Origin of the sequence: Pedobacter segetis (assembly GCF_016623585.1) — a bacterium.
Lineage (GTDB): Bacteria > Bacteroidota > Bacteroidia > Sphingobacteriales > Sphingobacteriaceae > Pseudopedobacter > Pseudopedobacter segetis.
In genome coordinates this window covers 1-16,911 of record NZ_JAEHFY010000020.1, presented here as the reverse complement: position 1 = coordinate 16,911, position 16,911 = coordinate 1, and the positions used below count along the sequence as shown (strand labels likewise).

The 16,911-nt window shown below is 35.0% G+C and carries 18 protein-coding genes; 3 read left to right on the top strand and 15 right to left on the bottom strand.

What is annotated here, in order from left to right; genetic code table 11:
- Positions 1–46: 46 nt before the first annotated feature.
- The 9 genes from I5M32_RS13425 to I5M32_RS13385 form a co-directional block, all read right to left on the bottom strand.
- Positions 47–877: an energy transducer TonB gene (locus I5M32_RS13425; protein ID WP_200587229.1), complete on the bottom strand. Its 831-nt coding sequence runs from the start codon at positions 875–877 to the stop codon at positions 47–49.
- The gene (locus I5M32_RS13420; RefSeq protein ID WP_200587227.1) at positions 874–1,272 is read right to left on the bottom strand and encodes an ExbD/TolR family protein; all 399 of its coding nucleotides are present in this window, start codon (positions 1,270–1,272) and stop codon (positions 874–876) included. Before I5M32_RS13420 ends, I5M32_RS13425 begins: the two co-directional genes overlap by 4 nt.
- Positions 1,269–1,973, bottom strand: coding sequence for a MotA/TolQ/ExbB proton channel family protein (locus I5M32_RS13415; protein WP_200587225.1), 705 nt, complete (start codon positions 1,971–1,973; stop codon positions 1,269–1,271). Before I5M32_RS13415 ends, I5M32_RS13420 begins: the two co-directional genes overlap by 4 nt.
- Positions 1,974–1,981: 8 nt before the next feature.
- On the bottom strand, positions 1,982–3,043 hold the full coding sequence (locus tag I5M32_RS13410) for an HU domain-containing protein (protein ID WP_200587223.1): 1,062 nt from the start codon (positions 3,041–3,043) through the stop codon (positions 1,982–1,984).
- Positions 3,044–3,089: 46 nt separating this feature from the next.
- Positions 3,090–4,814, bottom strand: a complete 1,725-nt coding sequence (locus tag I5M32_RS13405) for a TonB-dependent receptor (protein WP_200587221.1) — start codon at positions 4,812–4,814, stop codon at positions 3,090–3,092.
- Positions 4,815–4,818: 4 nt separating this feature from the next.
- Complete coding sequence (locus tag I5M32_RS13400; protein ID WP_200587219.1) at positions 4,819–7,842, bottom strand: tetratricopeptide repeat protein; 3,024 nt, start codon at positions 7,840–7,842, stop codon at positions 4,819–4,821.
- A gap of 136 nt (positions 7,843–7,978) precedes the next feature.
- Positions 7,979–8,917: an aspartate carbamoyltransferase catalytic subunit gene (locus tag I5M32_RS13395; RefSeq protein WP_200587217.1), complete on the bottom strand. Its 939-nt coding sequence runs from the start codon at positions 8,915–8,917 to the stop codon at positions 7,979–7,981.
- 6 nt (positions 8,918–8,923) lie between these two features.
- The gene (pyrR, locus tag I5M32_RS13390) at positions 8,924–9,466 is read right to left on the bottom strand and encodes a bifunctional pyr operon transcriptional regulator/uracil phosphoribosyltransferase PyrR (protein ID WP_200587215.1); all 543 of its coding nucleotides are present in this window, start codon (positions 9,464–9,466) and stop codon (positions 8,924–8,926) included.
- A gap of 166 nt (positions 9,467–9,632) precedes the next feature.
- On the bottom strand, positions 9,633–10,247 hold the full coding sequence (locus tag I5M32_RS13385; protein ID WP_200587213.1) for a Pr6Pr family membrane protein: 615 nt from the start codon (positions 10,245–10,247) through the stop codon (positions 9,633–9,635).
- Between the two features lie 395 nt (positions 10,248–10,642).
- On the opposite strand from I5M32_RS13385, the gene I5M32_RS13380 reads away from it, so the two are divergent.
- Both I5M32_RS13380 and I5M32_RS13375 read left to right on the top strand, forming a co-directional pair.
- The gene (locus I5M32_RS13380; RefSeq protein WP_200587211.1) at positions 10,643–11,344 is read left to right on the top strand and encodes a ferritin-like domain-containing protein; all 702 of its coding nucleotides are present in this window, start codon (positions 10,643–10,645) and stop codon (positions 11,342–11,344) included.
- Between the two features lie 10 nt (positions 11,345–11,354).
- Positions 11,355–12,230, top strand: coding sequence for a ferritin-like domain-containing protein (locus tag I5M32_RS13375; protein ID WP_200587209.1), 876 nt, complete (start codon positions 11,355–11,357; stop codon positions 12,228–12,230).
- A 109-nt stretch (positions 12,231–12,339) separates the two neighbouring features.
- On the opposite strand, the gene I5M32_RS13370 is transcribed toward I5M32_RS13375, so the two are convergent.
- From I5M32_RS13370 to pdxH, 3 genes are all read right to left on the bottom strand, one after another.
- Positions 12,340–13,464, bottom strand: a complete 1,125-nt coding sequence (locus I5M32_RS13370; protein WP_234461961.1) for an NADH-quinone oxidoreductase subunit D — start codon at positions 13,462–13,464, stop codon at positions 12,340–12,342.
- 84 nt (positions 13,465–13,548) lie between these two features.
- Positions 13,549–14,049, bottom strand: a complete 501-nt coding sequence (locus I5M32_RS13365; RefSeq protein WP_200587205.1) for an NADH-quinone oxidoreductase subunit C — start codon at positions 14,047–14,049, stop codon at positions 13,549–13,551.
- Entirely contained in the window at positions 14,046–14,699 is a 654-nt protein-coding gene (pdxH, locus tag I5M32_RS13360) for a pyridoxamine 5'-phosphate oxidase (RefSeq protein ID WP_200587202.1), read from the bottom strand. The genes I5M32_RS13365 and pdxH overlap by 4 nt, the downstream gene beginning before the upstream one ends.
- A 168-nt stretch (positions 14,700–14,867) precedes the next feature.
- Between pdxH and I5M32_RS13355 the strand changes: the two genes are divergently transcribed.
- Positions 14,868–15,431, top strand: coding sequence for a YqgE/AlgH family protein (locus I5M32_RS13355; protein ID WP_200587200.1), 564 nt, complete (start codon positions 14,868–14,870; stop codon positions 15,429–15,431).
- 498 nt (positions 15,432–15,929) lie between these two features.
- Here the strand turns inward: I5M32_RS13355 and I5M32_RS13350 are convergent, their stop codons facing one another.
- The 3 genes from I5M32_RS13350 to I5M32_RS13340 form a co-directional block, all read right to left on the bottom strand.
- Entirely contained in the window at positions 15,930–16,109 is a 180-nt protein-coding gene (locus I5M32_RS13350) for a hypothetical protein (RefSeq protein ID WP_200587198.1), read from the bottom strand.
- A gap of 10 nt (positions 16,110–16,119) precedes the next feature.
- Complete coding sequence (locus I5M32_RS13345; protein WP_200587196.1) at positions 16,120–16,557, bottom strand: hypothetical protein; 438 nt, start codon at positions 16,555–16,557, stop codon at positions 16,120–16,122.
- Positions 16,557–16,911 (bottom strand): C1 family peptidase (locus I5M32_RS13340; protein WP_200587194.1); only part of this gene is annotated, 355 nt, incomplete at its 5' end. The genes I5M32_RS13340 and I5M32_RS13345, both read right to left, overlap by 1 nt.

Here is a 16,911-nt window from a genome sequence, read left to right as displayed (position 1 = left end):
TGCGGACAGCAGCAGACTTTAAACTTCTGACTTTAAAGCCTTTAACCTACTTCACTTTAAAATTAAAAACAATCGTACCGATTTGGGTATCAGGGGCAGATTCTAAGGTATTAAAACGAGAACCCAGCGCAGCAGTTTCACATTTATCCCAAAGTGTTGGATCTGTTAAGGTAGTACCACGCCCACCCGCTTTTGCGCTGGTAACGTTACCATTTTTATCTACCCTAATTTCTACCACCACTTTACCAGATTTTTGCCCATCATCTTTTATAGATGGTAAATTAACAAACCTTCTGCTTGCTAAAGAAAGTGCAACACCACCATTACCAGAACCCGATCCGTTATAATTATCACTCAAAGGATCTCCTTCTTTTTTACCTTGGTTGCCAGCCTGGTCTCCTGTACCATCTCCTGTACCTGTTCCCTTGTTTTTGTTGCCCTTGTAAAGCGCATTTTGATTGATAACAGGTGCTTTGGGCTTGTCCTCTGTTTTTTGGGTTGGGGCGTTATTGGTGGCTTTTGCCTTATTATTTAAACTTACGGCATCAGAATTATCGTCTGTAACAATATTATTATCAGAATTTACCGCTTGAGAATTTTGGGTAACTTCTTTGTTAGGGGTAATTTTGTCTGGTGCCTTGCCATTTGCATTTGGATCTACAGAGGGGTCTTCTACGCTCATGTAATCATTCCCCATACCAACATCAGAAGTGCCATAATTAACAATGATGCCGCCTACACCCACCTCTTCTGGGGGTGTTGCCTTGCTCACGATGTAAAAAATACTCAATAACAACAAAGCAACCAAAATAGCTATGGATATGGCAATAGCTTTTGGGTAATTGTTATCTGGGTTTTTTTGGTTTAACGCAATCATTTCTGAGGCTCTGTTGCCAATACTAATTTTATTTTAAGCTTGTTAGCGATGTCTGTTAAACTTACCACATTTTGTATCGCAATGCTATTATCAGCATAAAGAATAACGGTTAAATCTGGATTTGCTTGTTGGTAAGTTGCTATTTTTTGTTCTAGAGCGGCAAAAGGTACTTGCTCTTTCTCTACATAATATTGCAAATCTTTGGTTATAGAAACATTGATGGTTTTTTGCGGTGATGCTTGCCCCGAGCTTGAACGCGGTAAGAACAATTTTACCACGTTAGGGTTTACAACTGCTGATGCCAGCAAAAAAAACAACAGCAAGAAAAACATAATATCGTTTAATGCAGATGTATGTACCTCTACGTGTGGCCTTGCTTTTTTTCTAAAATTCATCGTCCCGGTTCTTCTAGTAAATCAATAAACTCAATGGTATCCGTTTCCATTTTAAGTACCACTTTATCTACCATCGCATTTAAAATATGATAAAGAATATAGGCAATGATACCGATGATCAATCCCGTTGCGGATGAGATCATTTTGATGTATAAACCGCCAGAGATGGTACCAATTTCTATAACTCCTTTTACAGAAACATCGTGAAAGATAGTGATTACCCCAATAATGGTTCCTACAAAGCCAAGCATGGGTGCTATACCCGCAATTACGCCTAAAATACCGATATTGTTCTCTAACTTAGAAACCTCTAACTTCCCAACATTTTCAATTGCACCTTCAATATCTTTAATGGGCCGGCCAATTCTTAGCAAACCTTTTTGTAACATCCGCCCAAGTGGGGTGTTGCTGCTTTTGCAAATGGCTATCGCCGAATCTAAATTCCCGGTTTTGATACTTGATTTTACCTGCATCGATAATTGGGACTCATCTTTATTTGCTTTTCTAATGGTAAGGTACCTCTCAAAGAAAATAATGAGTGCCAAAAGTGCCAATATGGTGAGTGGAATCATTACCCAACCTCCTTTGGTAAGCAGTTCAAATAAACTCAAATCTTGGGAAGGGGTTGCTTTTAAGGCAGATATTGCATTGCTTGCGGTATCTGCAAGTGGCTGTAAGGCAGTTGTATCTTGTAAGTACATTATTTAGTTTATTTTAAGATTTTATATGCTTTTTTAAAGGCTTCGGGATTGATCTCTTTTCTTATCCTTTTTAATTCTTTTTCTGCATCATCATTGTTGTAAAGTGTGGCGCCGCTAATTTTAACCATTGGGCCATCTTTATCGTCTAAAATGTAGGCGTTGATCTGGTAGCTTTTTAGTTGTTTCACTCTTTCTTGCGCTTCTTCCTTGGTCATGTATAAACCTATGATGATCTCATACCTAAATTCGCCTTTTTTAGGCTCTACTTTGGGTTTTATAGAAACGTCTGTAGAATCCCTGGGTTTTTCTACATCAAAACCATCTGCTTTTAATTTATTTTCAATATCATCATTCCCTTTGCTGTTCATGATAGAATCTGCCCTTTGCAGATCCTCTTTATTTGCGTTTATAACAACCGGATTGGTTGCTTTTTTAGGTTTGATGTTAAAGTCTATGGTCTGTATATTGGTAATAAGGTTTTTATAAAAATCTGGTTTTGCAAAATAAAGCCCAATAGCACCGGCTATAATTGCAACCGCCAATATCATCAAGATCATGCTCCAGATACTCCTCGGTTCTCTTTCTTCCACAAAATCTGCTGGCATTGCCGTAATCATCGCTTGTTGTGCCAGGCTATAGGTTTCTTCTTCTTGCCCAATGAGTAAAGGTGATTGAGTATCAATATCTGGCAAACCAAAAAAAGATTTGTTTAAGCTTTTTGCTACTGCCGATTCTAGCTTTAGTTTACCACTGTGTGATGATAATTTGCCGATACCATTAATCTCTATATCATCGGTTTTTAAAAGGTTTTTGATCTCCCTTACATATTCATCTAACATTGCATAAGCAGAAGTTAAAGATATATTGCCATTCTGGCTGATCAGGTGCACCAATTTATCATCGTGAAGGTAATCTGTAGAGAAATCTATTTTATTGATGGGCGGATAAAAACTTTTACTTTCTTCATCATAAAAACCGGCAGTCCTCTTTTTGAAAAACCTACCTAAACCAGGTACAATTATCTGATCTTTTTGGTTTAGCAAAGCTGAAAAATAAGGTGTGATATCCATTTTACCGTAAATGTAAATTTAATTAGTGTTATTGGAAAGATTAAATCTAAAATCCATAACGCAAACCTGCTAAAATATTGATGCCATAATTAGGATAGTAAGGCAGTTTTTCATACTCGTTGCCTAATATATTGTTAACCCTAAAAAACGCGGAAATCTGTTTATCGTATTGATATTCTGCGCCAACGCTTATATCGGCGAAAGCCTTAATGGTTTTTACGGTTATTATTGGAGGCAATGGCATTGGAGGTACGCTAAGGTCAGGATTTAATATCTTAGCTTTTGTTTCTCCTTGAAAAAGCAAATCCCCAGATAGTTTTACCTTATCAATAATTTTAAAAGATGCGGTAGATGTTAGGACAAAGCCAGGCCTAAGCCATGCAAATTGTTCTGTATTATTATTGTATTGTTTAATTTGAACTTTACTATCTAAATTAAAATCATCAGAAAAATTAATGTTCAACTCGCCATCAAAACCGATGATGTTGGTATTGCCTGAAAAATAAGCAACATCAAATTTTTGTTTTTTATCGATATTATTTACAAAATAGCTTAAATCCGACACGGTTTGATAGCTTACCATTGCTTTATAACCAACGTTTGGAGCTAAAGTGCCTCTAATACCTCCTGCTACATCAATCTTTTTAACCGTATTTCTTAAATTTACATTGGTATTTAGATAGGGATTAAAATCCGTTAAATCTTTTAACAAGGTTTTATCAACATCGCCGCCCAAATTACCAAAAATGGTTAGGTAATTTTTGATCAGCATAAAATCTAAGCTGGCCGCGGGGAAAATGTTTATCCTTTGGTTGGCACCAAACTCGTTCACATAATTAATGCCTCCGGTAAACCTAAATCTATCGGTTTTAAATTGTATATAAGGGTTTAATCTGAACAGGTTATTGTTAAAACTATAAGCAGAATCTTGGCTTGTTGTAATGTCTATGCTTGCATTTGCCCCCAAATGAAATTTATCTAGGTCTTTTCCTAAACCTCCAGAAATTATAAAAGCGGTTTCTTTTGCATCAAAAGCATTGTTAAATAAAGAAGCGTTAATTTTTGCTGCATAATCAAAATTGTTGGTTTCTGTTGCATCGTTACGGTTCATCACTAATCCTTTTGCCTCAAAATAATTAAATTTTTGCCTTTCGGGATTTGGGTTTGTAAAGCTACCGTTCGGATCTATCCCATAAAAGTAAGTACCTGTTCTATCGTAGCTCAATTTTCCTTCTAATATGGTAGCATCGCCAATACTTCTTGCATAACCTTTAATAGTTTGCTTGCTGATTTTTTGTTGGTTTAACTTACCGCTCATTGCTAGGTGGTTAAAGTTGAAACCCGCTTGTAAAGCTTCATCTTGCCCGGTAGCAATGTTTAGTTGAGCTAGGTTGGTGCCCAAATTGCCTAAGCCCAGTTTTGCGAAATTATTTTTAAGCTCATCTTGTTTCTGTTTAATCAATTTCTGAGCCTCCAATTCCCTAATCCCGCTATTTAATTCTAACCTTTTATCCATTAAATCATAGGTCATTTTAGGGTTAAATGGACGGGTATCGTTAAGGTTGGGGCTTTTTCTAATCTTTACGGCATCTGCCAAAACGGGTTTGTAAGACCTAACCACTTCTACTTCTTCTGAAACGGCAGTTTTTGAAGTATCTTTTACGGCAGCGGGCACAGGTTTTTCTACTGGTTTAGTTTGTGCAATTAATGCCGAACTAGTTATTAAACCAGATAATAGTAAAAAACTTGCTTTAAAAATTTGCTTAGTCATGTTCTTATTTGGTATCTAGTTTTTTCAGTTTATCTTTTGCGGTAGGTAGTATTTCATCATTACCTTCATAATTATCTATTACAGATTTTAAAGTGGCTATTGCCTGTACCTTATCTTTTTGTGCTGCATAATCATCGGCTAATAGGATAAAGGTTTTAGCAAACCAATAATCATAATTTGGCATATTGTTAACCAGATCAAAACAGGTTTTTTGTGAAGCCTTAAATTCTTTTTGAAGATATTGGATTTCTGCAACGTTATATAGTGCTTCTGCACCAACAATAGATTTTGTAGCCTTTGCAACTTGCTCTAGTTCTTTTTTTCCTTTTGTGGTATCGCCTTGCATTAAATAGGCTTTTCCGCTGTAAAGGCCAGCCTTTAACTTATCATCTTCAGATGATTTTTCATAATTCTTCACTAAATCTGCATAAAGCAAAGTTTGATCTGGTACTTTAATGCCTGCGTAACAAATCATTAGATTATTTATTGCAAAAGAATAATCTGCCTTATATTCTGACGCTATTTCTAATTTTTTAAGATGCACAATAGCTTCGTTATATTGTTTGTTGTTTAGGTATATTTTAGAAATACTTACCAATGCCTTTTCTGTATATTCACTTGTCCAATCGTTTAAGATGTATTCATAATCTATAATGGCAGGGGCAAACTTGCCCAAATTTTTATAGCTCTCTGCCCTAATAAATTTAGCTTGCTTGTCTTGGATGGCTTTTGGAAACTTATCAAAATAAGCATTTACCGATTCTATTGCACCTTCCCAGTTTCCCCTTAGATATTGTGTGTTGGCAGCCTGGAACATGATGTTATCTTGTTCTGAAGTGGTATAATTACCAATGGATGTGGTATTTGCGTAATTTATGAAATCTGTAGCGTTGCCCATATCTACATAAATTTTTTGAATCAATTTAAGGGCTTGTTGTGCTTCATCTGTAGATTTGTATTCGCTAACCACTCTTTTAAAGGTTTCTAAAGCAGCTTGATCGTTTTTTTGATCATAGTTTACCAGGCCAATGGTAACCAATGCCCTTGGGATATAAGAGCTACGAGGATATTTAGCAACAAATGTGGTTAAATCTGTTTTGGCAATATCTCCCTGCCCAATTAAAAAATAGGTATAAGGGATTTCAAAACCTGCATCATCTGCATAGTTAGAATTTGGGAATTTGCTCAAAAGCGATTGTAAAGTGGCAATTTTAGCATCCGGTTGGTTTTGCAAACCTTGTATAATTCCTCTTTGAAAAAGGGCATAATCTTCACTTGTGCCACCTTGTGAAATTATCTTATTGTAATAAGCCAATGCGCTGCCATAATTTTTGGCACCAAAATAAGCATCTGCCAATCTTAATGTTGCATCTTTTATGGTTTTTGGGTCTTTCTCGTTCCCGTTAAGGAATTTAGCAAAATAGGTTGCTGCTTTTGGATAACTTTCGCCTTCTAAAGCCGCATAACCCAAGGCATAATTTGCGTAATTATAAAGATCGGTGTTTTTAGCGGCGGGCATTCCTAAGAAAGTCTCGAAGTTATCTACCGATTCCCCGTATTTTCTTACTTCATACATGGCTTCTGCACACCAAAAGGTAGAAAGTGCCAAAATATCTTTATCAACAGGATAATTTTTAGATCTTAAGAAAAGACCGATCGCGTTTTCAAATGCTCGTTCGTTGTAAAATTCTAATGCCCTAAAATAGGTTACTTTTTGATAAGCTTCTTTGGCATCCGCCGATTTATTTTCTATACCTTCTAATACATCTATAGCATCGCGATAATTTTTTGTGCTCGCCAAAGATTTTGCCAATAAGGTTTTAGCCTCTATCAGCTTTTTTGAACGGGGATAATCTTTTAAATATTGTTGAATGGCATCTAAAGCAATAGAATTGAACTGTAATTCATAAGAAAGTTTGGCGAAATTAAATAAAGCATCTTCTTTAATTTCCCTATCAAAATCTAATTTAGAGCTTACTTGTAAAACATTTCTGGCCGATCGTTTATCTTGCTTGGTCAGATAGGCATCGCCAAGGGTGTATAATCCGGCTTGGCTGTAATTAGATTTATCATTGATGAGCTTGCCTAATTGAACAATGGCCTCGTTATATTTTTTAAGTTTATAATAGGTATAGCCAATTTGATAACTGTCTTGGTTGTTTTGGGTTTTGCCATTATCACGTTTCATAAAACGCTCATAATAAGAAAGGGCATTGTTATAATCTTCTTTTGCAAAATAAGAAGCTGCAATAATGCGAAGCATTTCTGTCTCGTTTAATTGCTTGGTGTTTTCTACAATTGGTACGGCGTAAGCAATTACATCGTCATATCTTTTATCCAAAAAATAAATGGCAGATATGTAGTATGGATAACTTTCTTTATAATTTTCAGAATTTTTTAATTTCTCGAAGTTTTTTAAAGCAATATCATATTCTTTATCTGCATAAGCAATATAGGCGTAATAATAGGTGGCCTGTTCGCTATATTGAGAGTTTTCATCCTTTATTAAACCAAATAAGGGCTTTGCACTAGCATAATCTTTGGTTTCAAAAAAAGAATAGGCGGTTTTAAACTTATATTCTGTATCGTCTTTACCGGTTAGATCAATAGAGCTAACTTTTGTGAACCAATTTAAGGCTTCTTCATAATTTCCTTGGTTAAAATAATATTTACCAACCTGAAAATAGGCTTGTTTGGCTTTGGGGCTTTCTGGGTGGTTTTTGATAAACCTTTTAAAAAGTTGCTCTGCATCATCGTTACCTAACTCTAGGGCGCAAACCGCTCTGTAAAATTCGCTATTCACTTTTAAATTAGAGGTAAAGGTATTATTGAAAGATTGCGGGGTTTGTACGGTCTTGTCTTTTCCTACCTCGTAAAATAGGGAAGAGGCAGCTGCAAATTTCCCTTGCTCAAACAATTCTGTTGCGCCCTTATACTTTGAATTTATATCAAAATAAGCAGGTAATTGAGCAAATAGCAAAGTTGACGAAGTAAAAAATAAGGTAAAGACGATGATTATTTTTCGCATAATTATGACCAAGTGGAAAATCTAAATTACATTAAGCTTTTTAATCTTATTAACATAATTAACTAACAAGTGTTAATAAGCAAGATTAACGCAATTTATTCTTTGATAATATGAACAGAACAAAATTTTTAAGGATTTAAGCTTTTTGACTGGCCAAAAGATATAGAACGGCCATCCGAACGGCAACTCCATTTTCGACCTGGTTTAATATTATGGATTGTTTGCTGTCTGCAACATCGCTAGTGATCTCTACCCCACGGTTAATAGGGCCAGGGTGCATTACCACTATTTCTTTATCGAGGCTGTTCAGTATTTTTTTATTGAGGCCGTACATCATAGAATATTCCCTTAAAGAAGGGAAATATTTAATATCCTGCCTTTCTAATTGTATCCTAAGCATATTTGCAACATCGCACCAGTTTAAAGCTTTTATCAAGTTATGCTCTACTTTTACCCCAAGTGTGCCAATATATTTTGGGATCAATGTTGTTGGGCCGCAAACCATTACTTCTGCACCCAATTTTTGTAAGCATAAAATGTTTGATAAGGCAACCCGAGAATGTAAAACATCACCCACTATCACTACTTTTTTGCCTGCCACTTCGCCTAATTTTTCTTTGATGGAGTAAGCATCTAACAAGGCCTGGGTAGGGTGCTCATGTGCGCCATCGCCTGCATTTACTATTTGGGCATTGATATGTTTGCTCAAGAACACACCGGCACCGGGGTAAGGGTGCCGCATCACTACCATATCTACTTTCATAGATAGGATGTTATTTACCGTATCTATCAGGGTTTCTCCTTTGCTTACAGATGAACTTGATGCGGCAAAGTTAACCACGTCTGCAGAAAGTCTTTTTTGAGCCAGCTCGAAAGATAATTTTGTACGGGTAGAATTCTCGAAGAAGATATTTGCAATGGTAATATCCCTTAAAGAGGGTACTTTTTTTATTGGGCGGTTGATAACATCTTTAAAAGTGTTGGCGGTTTCTAGAATAAGCTCAATATCTTTTTTGTTGAGGTCTTTGATGCCTAAAAGATGTTTGCTGCTTAATTTTTGCGCTGTTTCTGACATTCTTTTTTAATTCTCTGAAACTAAAACTACTTTATCTTCTTTGTCTGCCTCTTTCCAGCTTACCACTACTTTTTGTGAGGAGATAGAATCTACCTTTATGCCTATATAATCGGGTTCTATTGGTAATTGGCGGCTGTAACGTCTATCCACCAAAACTAAAAGTTCAACTTTTTCTGGCCGGCCGAAAGCCAACATGGCATCCATGGCGGCTCTAATGGTTCTGCCGGTCCATAATACATCATCAATTAAAACAACTTTTTTCCCCTCTATAATAAAATCAATTTGGGTGCTGTTTGGCACTAGTGGATTATCGCCTCTTCTAAAATCATCGCGATAAAAAGTAATGTCTAATATCCCGTTTTGGATTTTAGCACTGGGTAAAATATTTTTTAGTTCGTCTGAGATGCGTTGGGAAAGATAAATTCCCCTAGGTTGTATCCCTAAAATTACCGAATTAGAAAAATCGTTGTGATTTTCTATCAATTGATGACAAAGCCTTTCTAAAGTGATCTGGAATTTTTTACCGCTAAGAAGAGTTAAATTTTGCATCAGCTGGTTTGGTTTGGGCAAAAATATAAAAAATATAATTAGTGAGTGATAAATTTTGAGATTGCTGTAGGCAATAATGATGAAATTCTTAACTGATTATTAGAATTTACCTTGTTTATCCTTTAAGGAAAAGGATTATCAGCACAACTTTAAAATTAAAAGCTCATCAATCTTTATCGATCTTTTTACCCAACCCCACTAAAACGGAAGAAATGGTTATAAATAAAATCATGATCATTAAACTATTGATGATCACTTGGCTTAAACCCAAATTTAGAACGTTAACAAACGGATAAGGATAATAATTGGTAAAATAACCTCTAATCAAAATAAAAATCAGATAAACCAATGGGTATAATAACCAACCCAATATACTTTTCCATTTGATGATAGATTTCTCTTCGTAAAGATACCAGAACAATAAAACCAAGATGGGGATTAAAGAATGTAAAAGCTCGTTTACTATTTTATTTAAACCAGTAAATGTCCATGTTTTTCTTAAAATAACCTGATAAACTAGCCCAACCACTAAAATATATACCGTAGTTGAGGTTAAATTACCAGTTTTATTTAAAAATGCTTTATGAGCATAATTTTTTACGAATGCTTGGTTGGTAAAATAAATGGCCACCAAAATATTGGTAAGAATTGTAAAAAAGCTAAAAAACCTGATGGATGTATCTGCAAAACCTGTGGTACTTGCGTTCAACATTAAAATATACTGTGCTATTATTGCAAACCAAGCTATAATTGCAAATAAAATTGATAAAAACTTTCTCATATCTGAGATAAATTTAATAAAAAAAGCGATTTAATTATTTTATTAAAACCTAAAAAAACGTTTTTATCAAAATACAACAATTTTATTTTTAATAGCGATAACCCAATACTTTATAAATTTTTTATTTAGGATATTTTCACAAGCAAAATAATGCTCTAGGTATGCTCATCCGTCAATTTGTTTGGTTTTTTAAACTAAAAAAGGCATTTCTAAATCAGAATATTTTGGTTAAATATTATTTTTTGGAACAATTATAGCATCCCCCATAAACAAACGAATAAATAAAAAATGATTAGGCAAATCATATTTTTAATTTGATAATTAACATCCAAATATCATTTTTTATCGTTTTTAAGTTTGTAAACACAATTTTTAAACTAAAAAATTAAATTCTTATGAAAAATTTTGAAAAAGATGATCAAGAGTTGCAAGTAGAAAATGAAACATTTTTCTCTAAAAGTATGCAACGTCGCAATTTCTTGCAATATGCAGGAGCCAGCGCAGCAGGTATTGCCTTAGTAGCCGCAGGCTGTAAAAAAGACGACAATTTTAATAGAGGCATTGATTTAGGTACCGGAGATATAGGTATATTAAATTATGCTTATGCGCTAGAGCAACTAGAGGCTGCATTTTATACCCAAGTGGCGCTAACGCCGTATGCTAGTATTTCATCTACCGAAAGTGCCTATATGACCGCAATACGCGACCATGAAGTTGCCCATAGAGAATTTTTTAAAGCAGCTTTGGGAAATAGTGCCATCCCCGGCCTAGAAGTTGATTTTTCTTCCATAAATTTTGCAAGTAGAGATAGTGTTTTGGCATCTGCAAAAGCTTTTGAAGATTTAGGTGTAACAGCTTATAACGGAGCTGGTTATTTGATTAAGAGTGCCGATTATTTAACATTAGCAGGTAAGATTGTTTCTGTTGAAGCTCGCCATGCAGCTTTAATTAGGGATTTAATTACCCCTGGTACTTTTGTGGGGCCAGATGTAGTAGATGCTAATGCTGTTAATAACAGTAGAACGCCCATAGAGGTTTTAACAATGGCCAAAAAATACATTGTTACAGAAATCAACGCAAGTAATTTACCTTCTTAAATAAAACAAAATGGACTTTTTAAAAATATTAAAGGATATAGAAACAATCGATCCTGAAATTACAGATAGATTAAACCCACGTAGGGCAGCAATTAAAAATATAACTAGTTTTGGTTCTAAAGTTGCATTGTCTGCTCTTCCGTTTGCTTTAGGTACGTTATTTAATAAAGCCTATGGGCAAACCAGCAATAGTGTTAATGATGTTTTAAATTTTGCTTTAACATTAGAATACCTAGAATCAGAATTTTACATTAAAGGAAATTCTAGTTTAGCCTTTACCACTGGTACAGCTGGTAATAGTGCAGCCGCTGCCGCATTAAAACAAATTCAGGCAGATGAAAGTGCCCACGTAACTTTTTTAGTGAATACTATAAAAGCTAATAACGGTACCCCTGTTACAAAACCAAATTTTGATTTTACCGCAAATGGTACTTTTAACGATGTTTTTGAAAATTACGCTACTTATTTAGCGGTGGCGCAGGTTTTTGAAGATACTGGTGTAAGGGCATATAAAGGGCAAGCACCTAATTTATTAGGAAACAAGGTTTATTTAACCGCCGCTTTGGGTATCCATGCGGTAGAAGCCCGTCACGCTTCACATATCCGCCAGATGAGGAGGGCCTTTGCGGCAAGCGGGGTAACAGGGGTAATTACTCCTTGGATTTCTTTGGGTGCAAACGGACAAGCTAATGATTCTGGTGTGCCAGCTGCTGATGATAATTTTAAAGGCGAAGATAATGTAATGCAAGGTGGATTAGATGTTACAACGTTAAATGGTGCTACTACCGGTACAAAAACATCCAAGAAAATTGCGGTTGAGAGTTTTGATGAACCTTTAAGCAAAGAGGCTGTTTCTGCTATTGCAGGTATGTTTATAAAACCATAGTTATAAACTATTTGATTAGATAAATAAAAAGCGGAAATAAATTTCCGCTTTTTATTTTTATGACCTAATAATCTGGATCAAAATATTTAACCCTCATAATATCAATTACCTACCTATCCACTTCACCCAGCACAATATCTAAAGAACCAATTATTGCCACTAAATCTGCGATCATAACGCCTTTAGAAATTTCTGGCAATACAGATAGGTTGCAGAAACTTGGCCCGCGAGATTTTACCCTAAAAGGTTTATCAGAACGGCCATCAGCTATAAAATAAAAACCGATTTCTCCCTTTGGGTTTTCTGCCCGCACATAAAAATCTTGTGCCTTTGGGACAGTTTTCTTAGGCACTAAAGCTCTTGGATCAAATTCTGTGGTACGTTTGTGTTCTTTGGTCAATTTTTTTACGCACTGCTCAATAATTTTCAAAGATTCTTCGATCTCATCAATTCTTACTTTATACCTATTCCAGCAATCGCCAACCTGGCCAATCTCGCCTTTGGCAAAAGGAATCTCAAAATCAATCTCGGGATAAACAGAATATTCATCAACACGGCGTAAATCATATTTTAAACCAGAACCACGCAGCATAGGGCCAGAGCAACCATAATTAATGGCCACATCTAAAGGTAAAACACCAACATTAGCTGTACGAGAAATAAAGATTTGATTATCGGTTAGCAACTGGTTTAATTCTTTCATTTTTGGCTTAAAATAAGCAACAAATTCTTCACAGCGTTTTTCAAAACCAACCGGAATATCGTAAAACAAACCGCCCACCCAAATATAATTATAGAGCATCCTTGCACCAGAAGCCCATTCTAGCATATTCATGATGTGCTCACGATCTCTAAAACACCAAAGAAAAGGGGTAAAGGCACCAATATCTATTCCATAGGTGCCAATGGCGATCAGGTGCGAGGCAATACGGTTAAGCTCACAAACCAAAACCCTAATGTACTCTACCCGTTTCGGGATGTTGTTCTCAATACCCAACATCCGCTCAACACCCATCACAAAAGCGTGGTTATTGTTCATAGAGGCTAGATAATCCATACGATCGGTGTAAGGAATTATCTGGGCATAATTTAAAGACTCGCCATGTTTTTCGAAACAGCGATGCAGGTAACCGATATGAGGGATTACCTCTTTAACAATCTCACCATCGGTAATCAATTCTAACCTTAAAACACCGTGTGTACTAGGATGTTGAGGCCCCAGATTGAGCACCATCTCTTGTGCGGCAACGGCTTTAATTTTTTCTTGATAACGGATTAAAGCTTCTTGGTAATTATATGTATTGGTTTCTAGCAAAATTTAAAAATCGATTTTAATTTGATGATAATTTTCTGCGGTTTGATAATCTTTTCTTAGAGGATAACCTTCCCAATCATCGGGAAGTAATATTCTACGTAAGTCTGGATGGTTCTCAAAATAAATACCGCACAAATCAAAAGCTTCCCGCTCATGCCATTCGGCAGCTTTATAAACAGCACAGATACTTTTAAAAACAGGTAGGTTGTTGATTTCCCTATCGTTTTCTTTAAAGGTTTTTAAAACTATCTGATGGTTTTTGATGATGGAACTTAAATGATAGGTTACACCAAATTTCTTTTGCTCCAAACCATAATCTACGCCTGTTAAACAAGAAAGAAAATCGAACCATAATTCTTCATGGTTTCTTAAAGTAAGGCAAACTTGATCGATCAAATCTGGATCGATGATCAAAGCAGGTTGTTTTTGGTCTAATTCCTCATCAATTATTACAGTATCGCCAAACTTGGCAATCAGAATTTCTTTTATTTTATGGATGATCATGGTGCAAGCCTTTCAAATTTCCACGATTGGTCTTTTTCTTGAACGTATGCCAAGCGATCGTGTAAACGGTTAGAGCGGCCTTGCCAAAACTCAATCCGGTTAGGGATTACCCTGTAACCGCCCCAATTTTCTGGTTTTGTGATCTCTTTATCTTCGTATTCTTTTTCCAATTTCGCTAACTTATCGGCTAAAAACTGGCGGTTGGGGATAGTTTCGCTTTGGGGTGAGGTTAAAGCACCTAACTGGCTTCCTCTGGGGCGAGAATGGAAATAATTAGAAGATTCTTCTTCGCTCACTTTCTCTACAACGCCTTCCACACGTACTTGTCGCTCCAAATCTCCCCAAAAAAACACTAAGGCAGCATAAGGGTTTTGTTCAATTTCTTTACCTTTTTGGCTTTCATAATTGGTATAAAACACAAAACCATCCTCATTAAACCCTTTCAATAAAACGATCCTAGCCGATGGGATGCAATTGGTATTGCAAGTGGCAACCGTCATGGCGTTTGGCTCTAAAACTTCTGCTTTGAGTGCTTCAGTAAACCATTTTTCAAATAATTGATAAGGGCTCTCGGTTGCATCCTCTTCAGAAAGAGAGGCAGAACGGTAATCTTGCCGTAGGTTTTGGATGGTCTTTTTATCGATACTCATGATAGAACAAACTTAACTATTGTGAAATGGTTTTAAAGAATGTTTTTAAATAAAGAATGTATTTAGGTAATAGATAATGGTTATAAGAACTGAGAACTTATAAAATGACATTAAATATGATCTTAGATCGCCAAAAAACTTTTTTATATCCCAAAACGTTTATAGGGTATGCTTACAAAAGATATCCCAACTAAAGGTAGTTTATTGATTTCTGAGCCTTTTATGATCGACCCTAATTTTAAAAGGGCCGTGATTTTAATTACAGAGCATTCTTTAGAGGGTTCTGTGGGATATATTTTGAACCAAAAAAGCGATTTTGTTCTAAAAGATATAATCCCTGATTGTTGGGATGCTGATTTCCAGGTTTATTATGGGGGCCCCGTGGCTACAGATACCTTACATTTTATACATAATTGCCCCGATAGGGTACCAAATGGGCTTGATTTAGGAAACGGTTTGTTTTGGGGTGGCGATTTTGAACCTTTAAAAACCCACATCAATAATTACAACATCAAAGATGATGAAATTAAGTTTTTTATCGGCTACTCTGGCTGGTCTAAAGATCAATTAGATGATGAATTGGCATTAAACAGCTGGATGGTTTCTAAAAAATACAACTCTGAAATGATCTTTGATGAAGATGCTTATGATTTATGGAAAGAAGCCGTTGTAAACATGGGTGTAAAATACGCCCATATTGTTAATTTCCCTAACGATCCAGCGTTAAATTAGATCTTTCTATAATTAATTTGTTTTAGGATTCAATGATTTTAAAGATTACCCCCAAATCGTTTGGCATAGGACTTTTGGTTAGCTGTAGCAATTTTTTCCATACTGTTTCACGTTTAATCTGTCCAAAGAATTAACTGCACAATTCAAATCTTAAAAGAGATCGAAATAGTTTACTACGTTTTAAAAATTAGCAGTATAATTATTAGAAAGTCTAATAAACCTCACTCAACTAATTTCTATTATTTATTTTAATAACTTAAATTACTTCACATTTCTCACATCTATAATTGTTGTAAAGTAACCATCATTACGACAACCAGGGATATTAATGTCTTTATACACTACGCATTTTAATATAACTTTAATTGGAAAATTTGAATTAAGAATTTTATTTGAACTTTTAGGGGCTCCACAAATAAAATTAAAAATATTTTTACAATCAAACGGTCTAAATCTTAAACTACAGTCAAAGTCTTTAGAGTGTAATAATTTCTTCTTTTATAGATAAAAAAGTGCTGGAATACTTGGAAGTTGAACCATATCTAATAATTCAACATTTACCTCAATTGTGTCAATTAAATTATTTTTTTCTAAGAAAGGGTCGCATTGAGAATGCTTTTCTTTTTCACAAAAATTTAATGATAAAAAAGACATTGCAATAATAAATAATGTTTTCATTTACCTTTTACTAGTTAGCTTTTTCGATTTTTTTTATTATAACAAAAGGTTCCCCTTTATAATAACTTGGAGGTATGTTTTTGTCATTGAAAATAATGCAGGTAAAAATAAATTCTTGCGATGGTCTTAAATTATTAAAATCAGGAATTTTATTTTTGTTTTCTGGCTTAACTTCATAATAAAAATTATAATATTTATTGCATCCGTTAATTTTGAATTCTACACTAGATTGAAAATCTCTAATTTTCAAAATTCCATTTTTTTGCATGTACATCAATCTTGGATCATCCCCAAATCTCATTATAATGCTCCTTATATGTCCCTTTACTTTAAAAGTATCCGATGAATTTAAAGATGATGATATCTTGCAAATAGTGTTTTGTGCAAATGTTTCTTTACATCCTAAAAATATAAGGAACAAATAAAATATATAAATTATTTTTTTCATTACTTGCTCCTCCTTACATGGGTAATTGTATAACTTATATTATTCTTTGAATCTCGATAAAGATTTGTATTTGAATTTGGAATAGATGTTGCTCCTTTTATCAGTCCAGTAGTAGAATTATAATATAATTTATTTCTTAAACTAGTTCCATCCCATAAGTTAGCTGTTGCACTATCGAAAAACCTAAAATATTTACCTTTAGAATCTGAACCCATGCCTACAATCACAATGAAATGGTCTGTTTTTCCATCTGGATTACCACTTGGTGAGCCAGGGGCGTAATCTACGGCTACTATTACGGGGATATTTGCTGATAAAGCTCCTTTGATGTAACCCGCAGCTTTTTTTGCTTCA

Excerpts from the sequence above, each read along its gene's own strand:
- I5M32_RS13355 (WP_200587200.1), top strand. The coding sequence starts at position 14,868 with ATGCTTACAAAAGATATCCCAACTAAAGGTAGTTTATTGATTTCTGAG.
- I5M32_RS13395 (WP_200587217.1), bottom strand. The coding sequence starts at position 8,917 with ATGTCAGAAACAGCGCAAAAATTAAGCAGCAAACATCTTTTAGGCATC.
- I5M32_RS13365 (WP_200587205.1), bottom strand. The coding sequence starts at position 14,049 with ATGATCATCCATAAAATAAAAGAAATTCTGATTGCCAAGTTTGGCGAT.
- pyrR (WP_200587215.1), bottom strand. The coding sequence starts at position 9,466 with ATGCAAAATTTAACTCTTCTTAGCGGTAAAAAATTCCAGATCACTTTA.
- I5M32_RS13380 (WP_200587211.1), top strand. The coding sequence starts at position 10,643 with ATGAAAAATTTTGAAAAAGATGATCAAGAGTTGCAAGTAGAAAATGAA.
- I5M32_RS13350 (WP_200587198.1), bottom strand. The coding sequence starts at position 16,109 with ATGAAAACATTATTTATTATTGCAATGTCTTTTTTATCATTAAATTTT.
- pdxH (WP_200587202.1), bottom strand. The coding sequence starts at position 14,699 with ATGAGTATCGATAAAAAGACCATCCAAAACCTACGGCAAGATTACCGT.
- I5M32_RS13385 (WP_200587213.1), bottom strand. The coding sequence starts at position 10,247 with ATGAGAAAGTTTTTATCAATTTTATTTGCAATTATAGCTTGGTTTGCA.
- I5M32_RS13400 (WP_200587219.1), bottom strand. The coding sequence starts at position 7,842 with ATGCGAAAAATAATCATCGTCTTTACCTTATTTTTTACTTCGTCAACT.
- I5M32_RS13410 (WP_200587223.1), bottom strand. The coding sequence starts at position 3,043 with ATGGATATCACACCTTATTTTTCAGCTTTGCTAAACCAAAAAGATCAG.
- I5M32_RS13375 (WP_200587209.1), top strand. The coding sequence starts at position 11,355 with ATGGACTTTTTAAAAATATTAAAGGATATAGAAACAATCGATCCTGAA.
- I5M32_RS13370 (WP_234461961.1), bottom strand. The coding sequence starts at position 13,464 with ATGGTGCTCAATCTGGGGCCTCAACATCCTAGTACACACGGTGTTTTA.
- I5M32_RS13405 (WP_200587221.1), bottom strand. The coding sequence starts at position 4,814 with ATGACTAAGCAAATTTTTAAAGCAAGTTTTTTACTATTATCTGGTTTA.
- I5M32_RS13415 (WP_200587225.1), bottom strand. The coding sequence starts at position 1,973 with ATGTACTTACAAGATACAACTGCCTTACAGCCACTTGCAGATACCGCA.
- I5M32_RS13425 (WP_200587229.1), bottom strand. The coding sequence starts at position 877 with ATGATTGCGTTAAACCAAAAAAACCCAGATAACAATTACCCAAAAGCT.
- I5M32_RS13420 (WP_200587227.1), bottom strand. The coding sequence starts at position 1,272 with ATGAATTTTAGAAAAAAAGCAAGGCCACACGTAGAGGTACATACATCT.
- I5M32_RS13345 (WP_200587196.1), bottom strand. The coding sequence starts at position 16,557 with ATGAAAAAAATAATTTATATATTTTATTTGTTCCTTATATTTTTAGGA.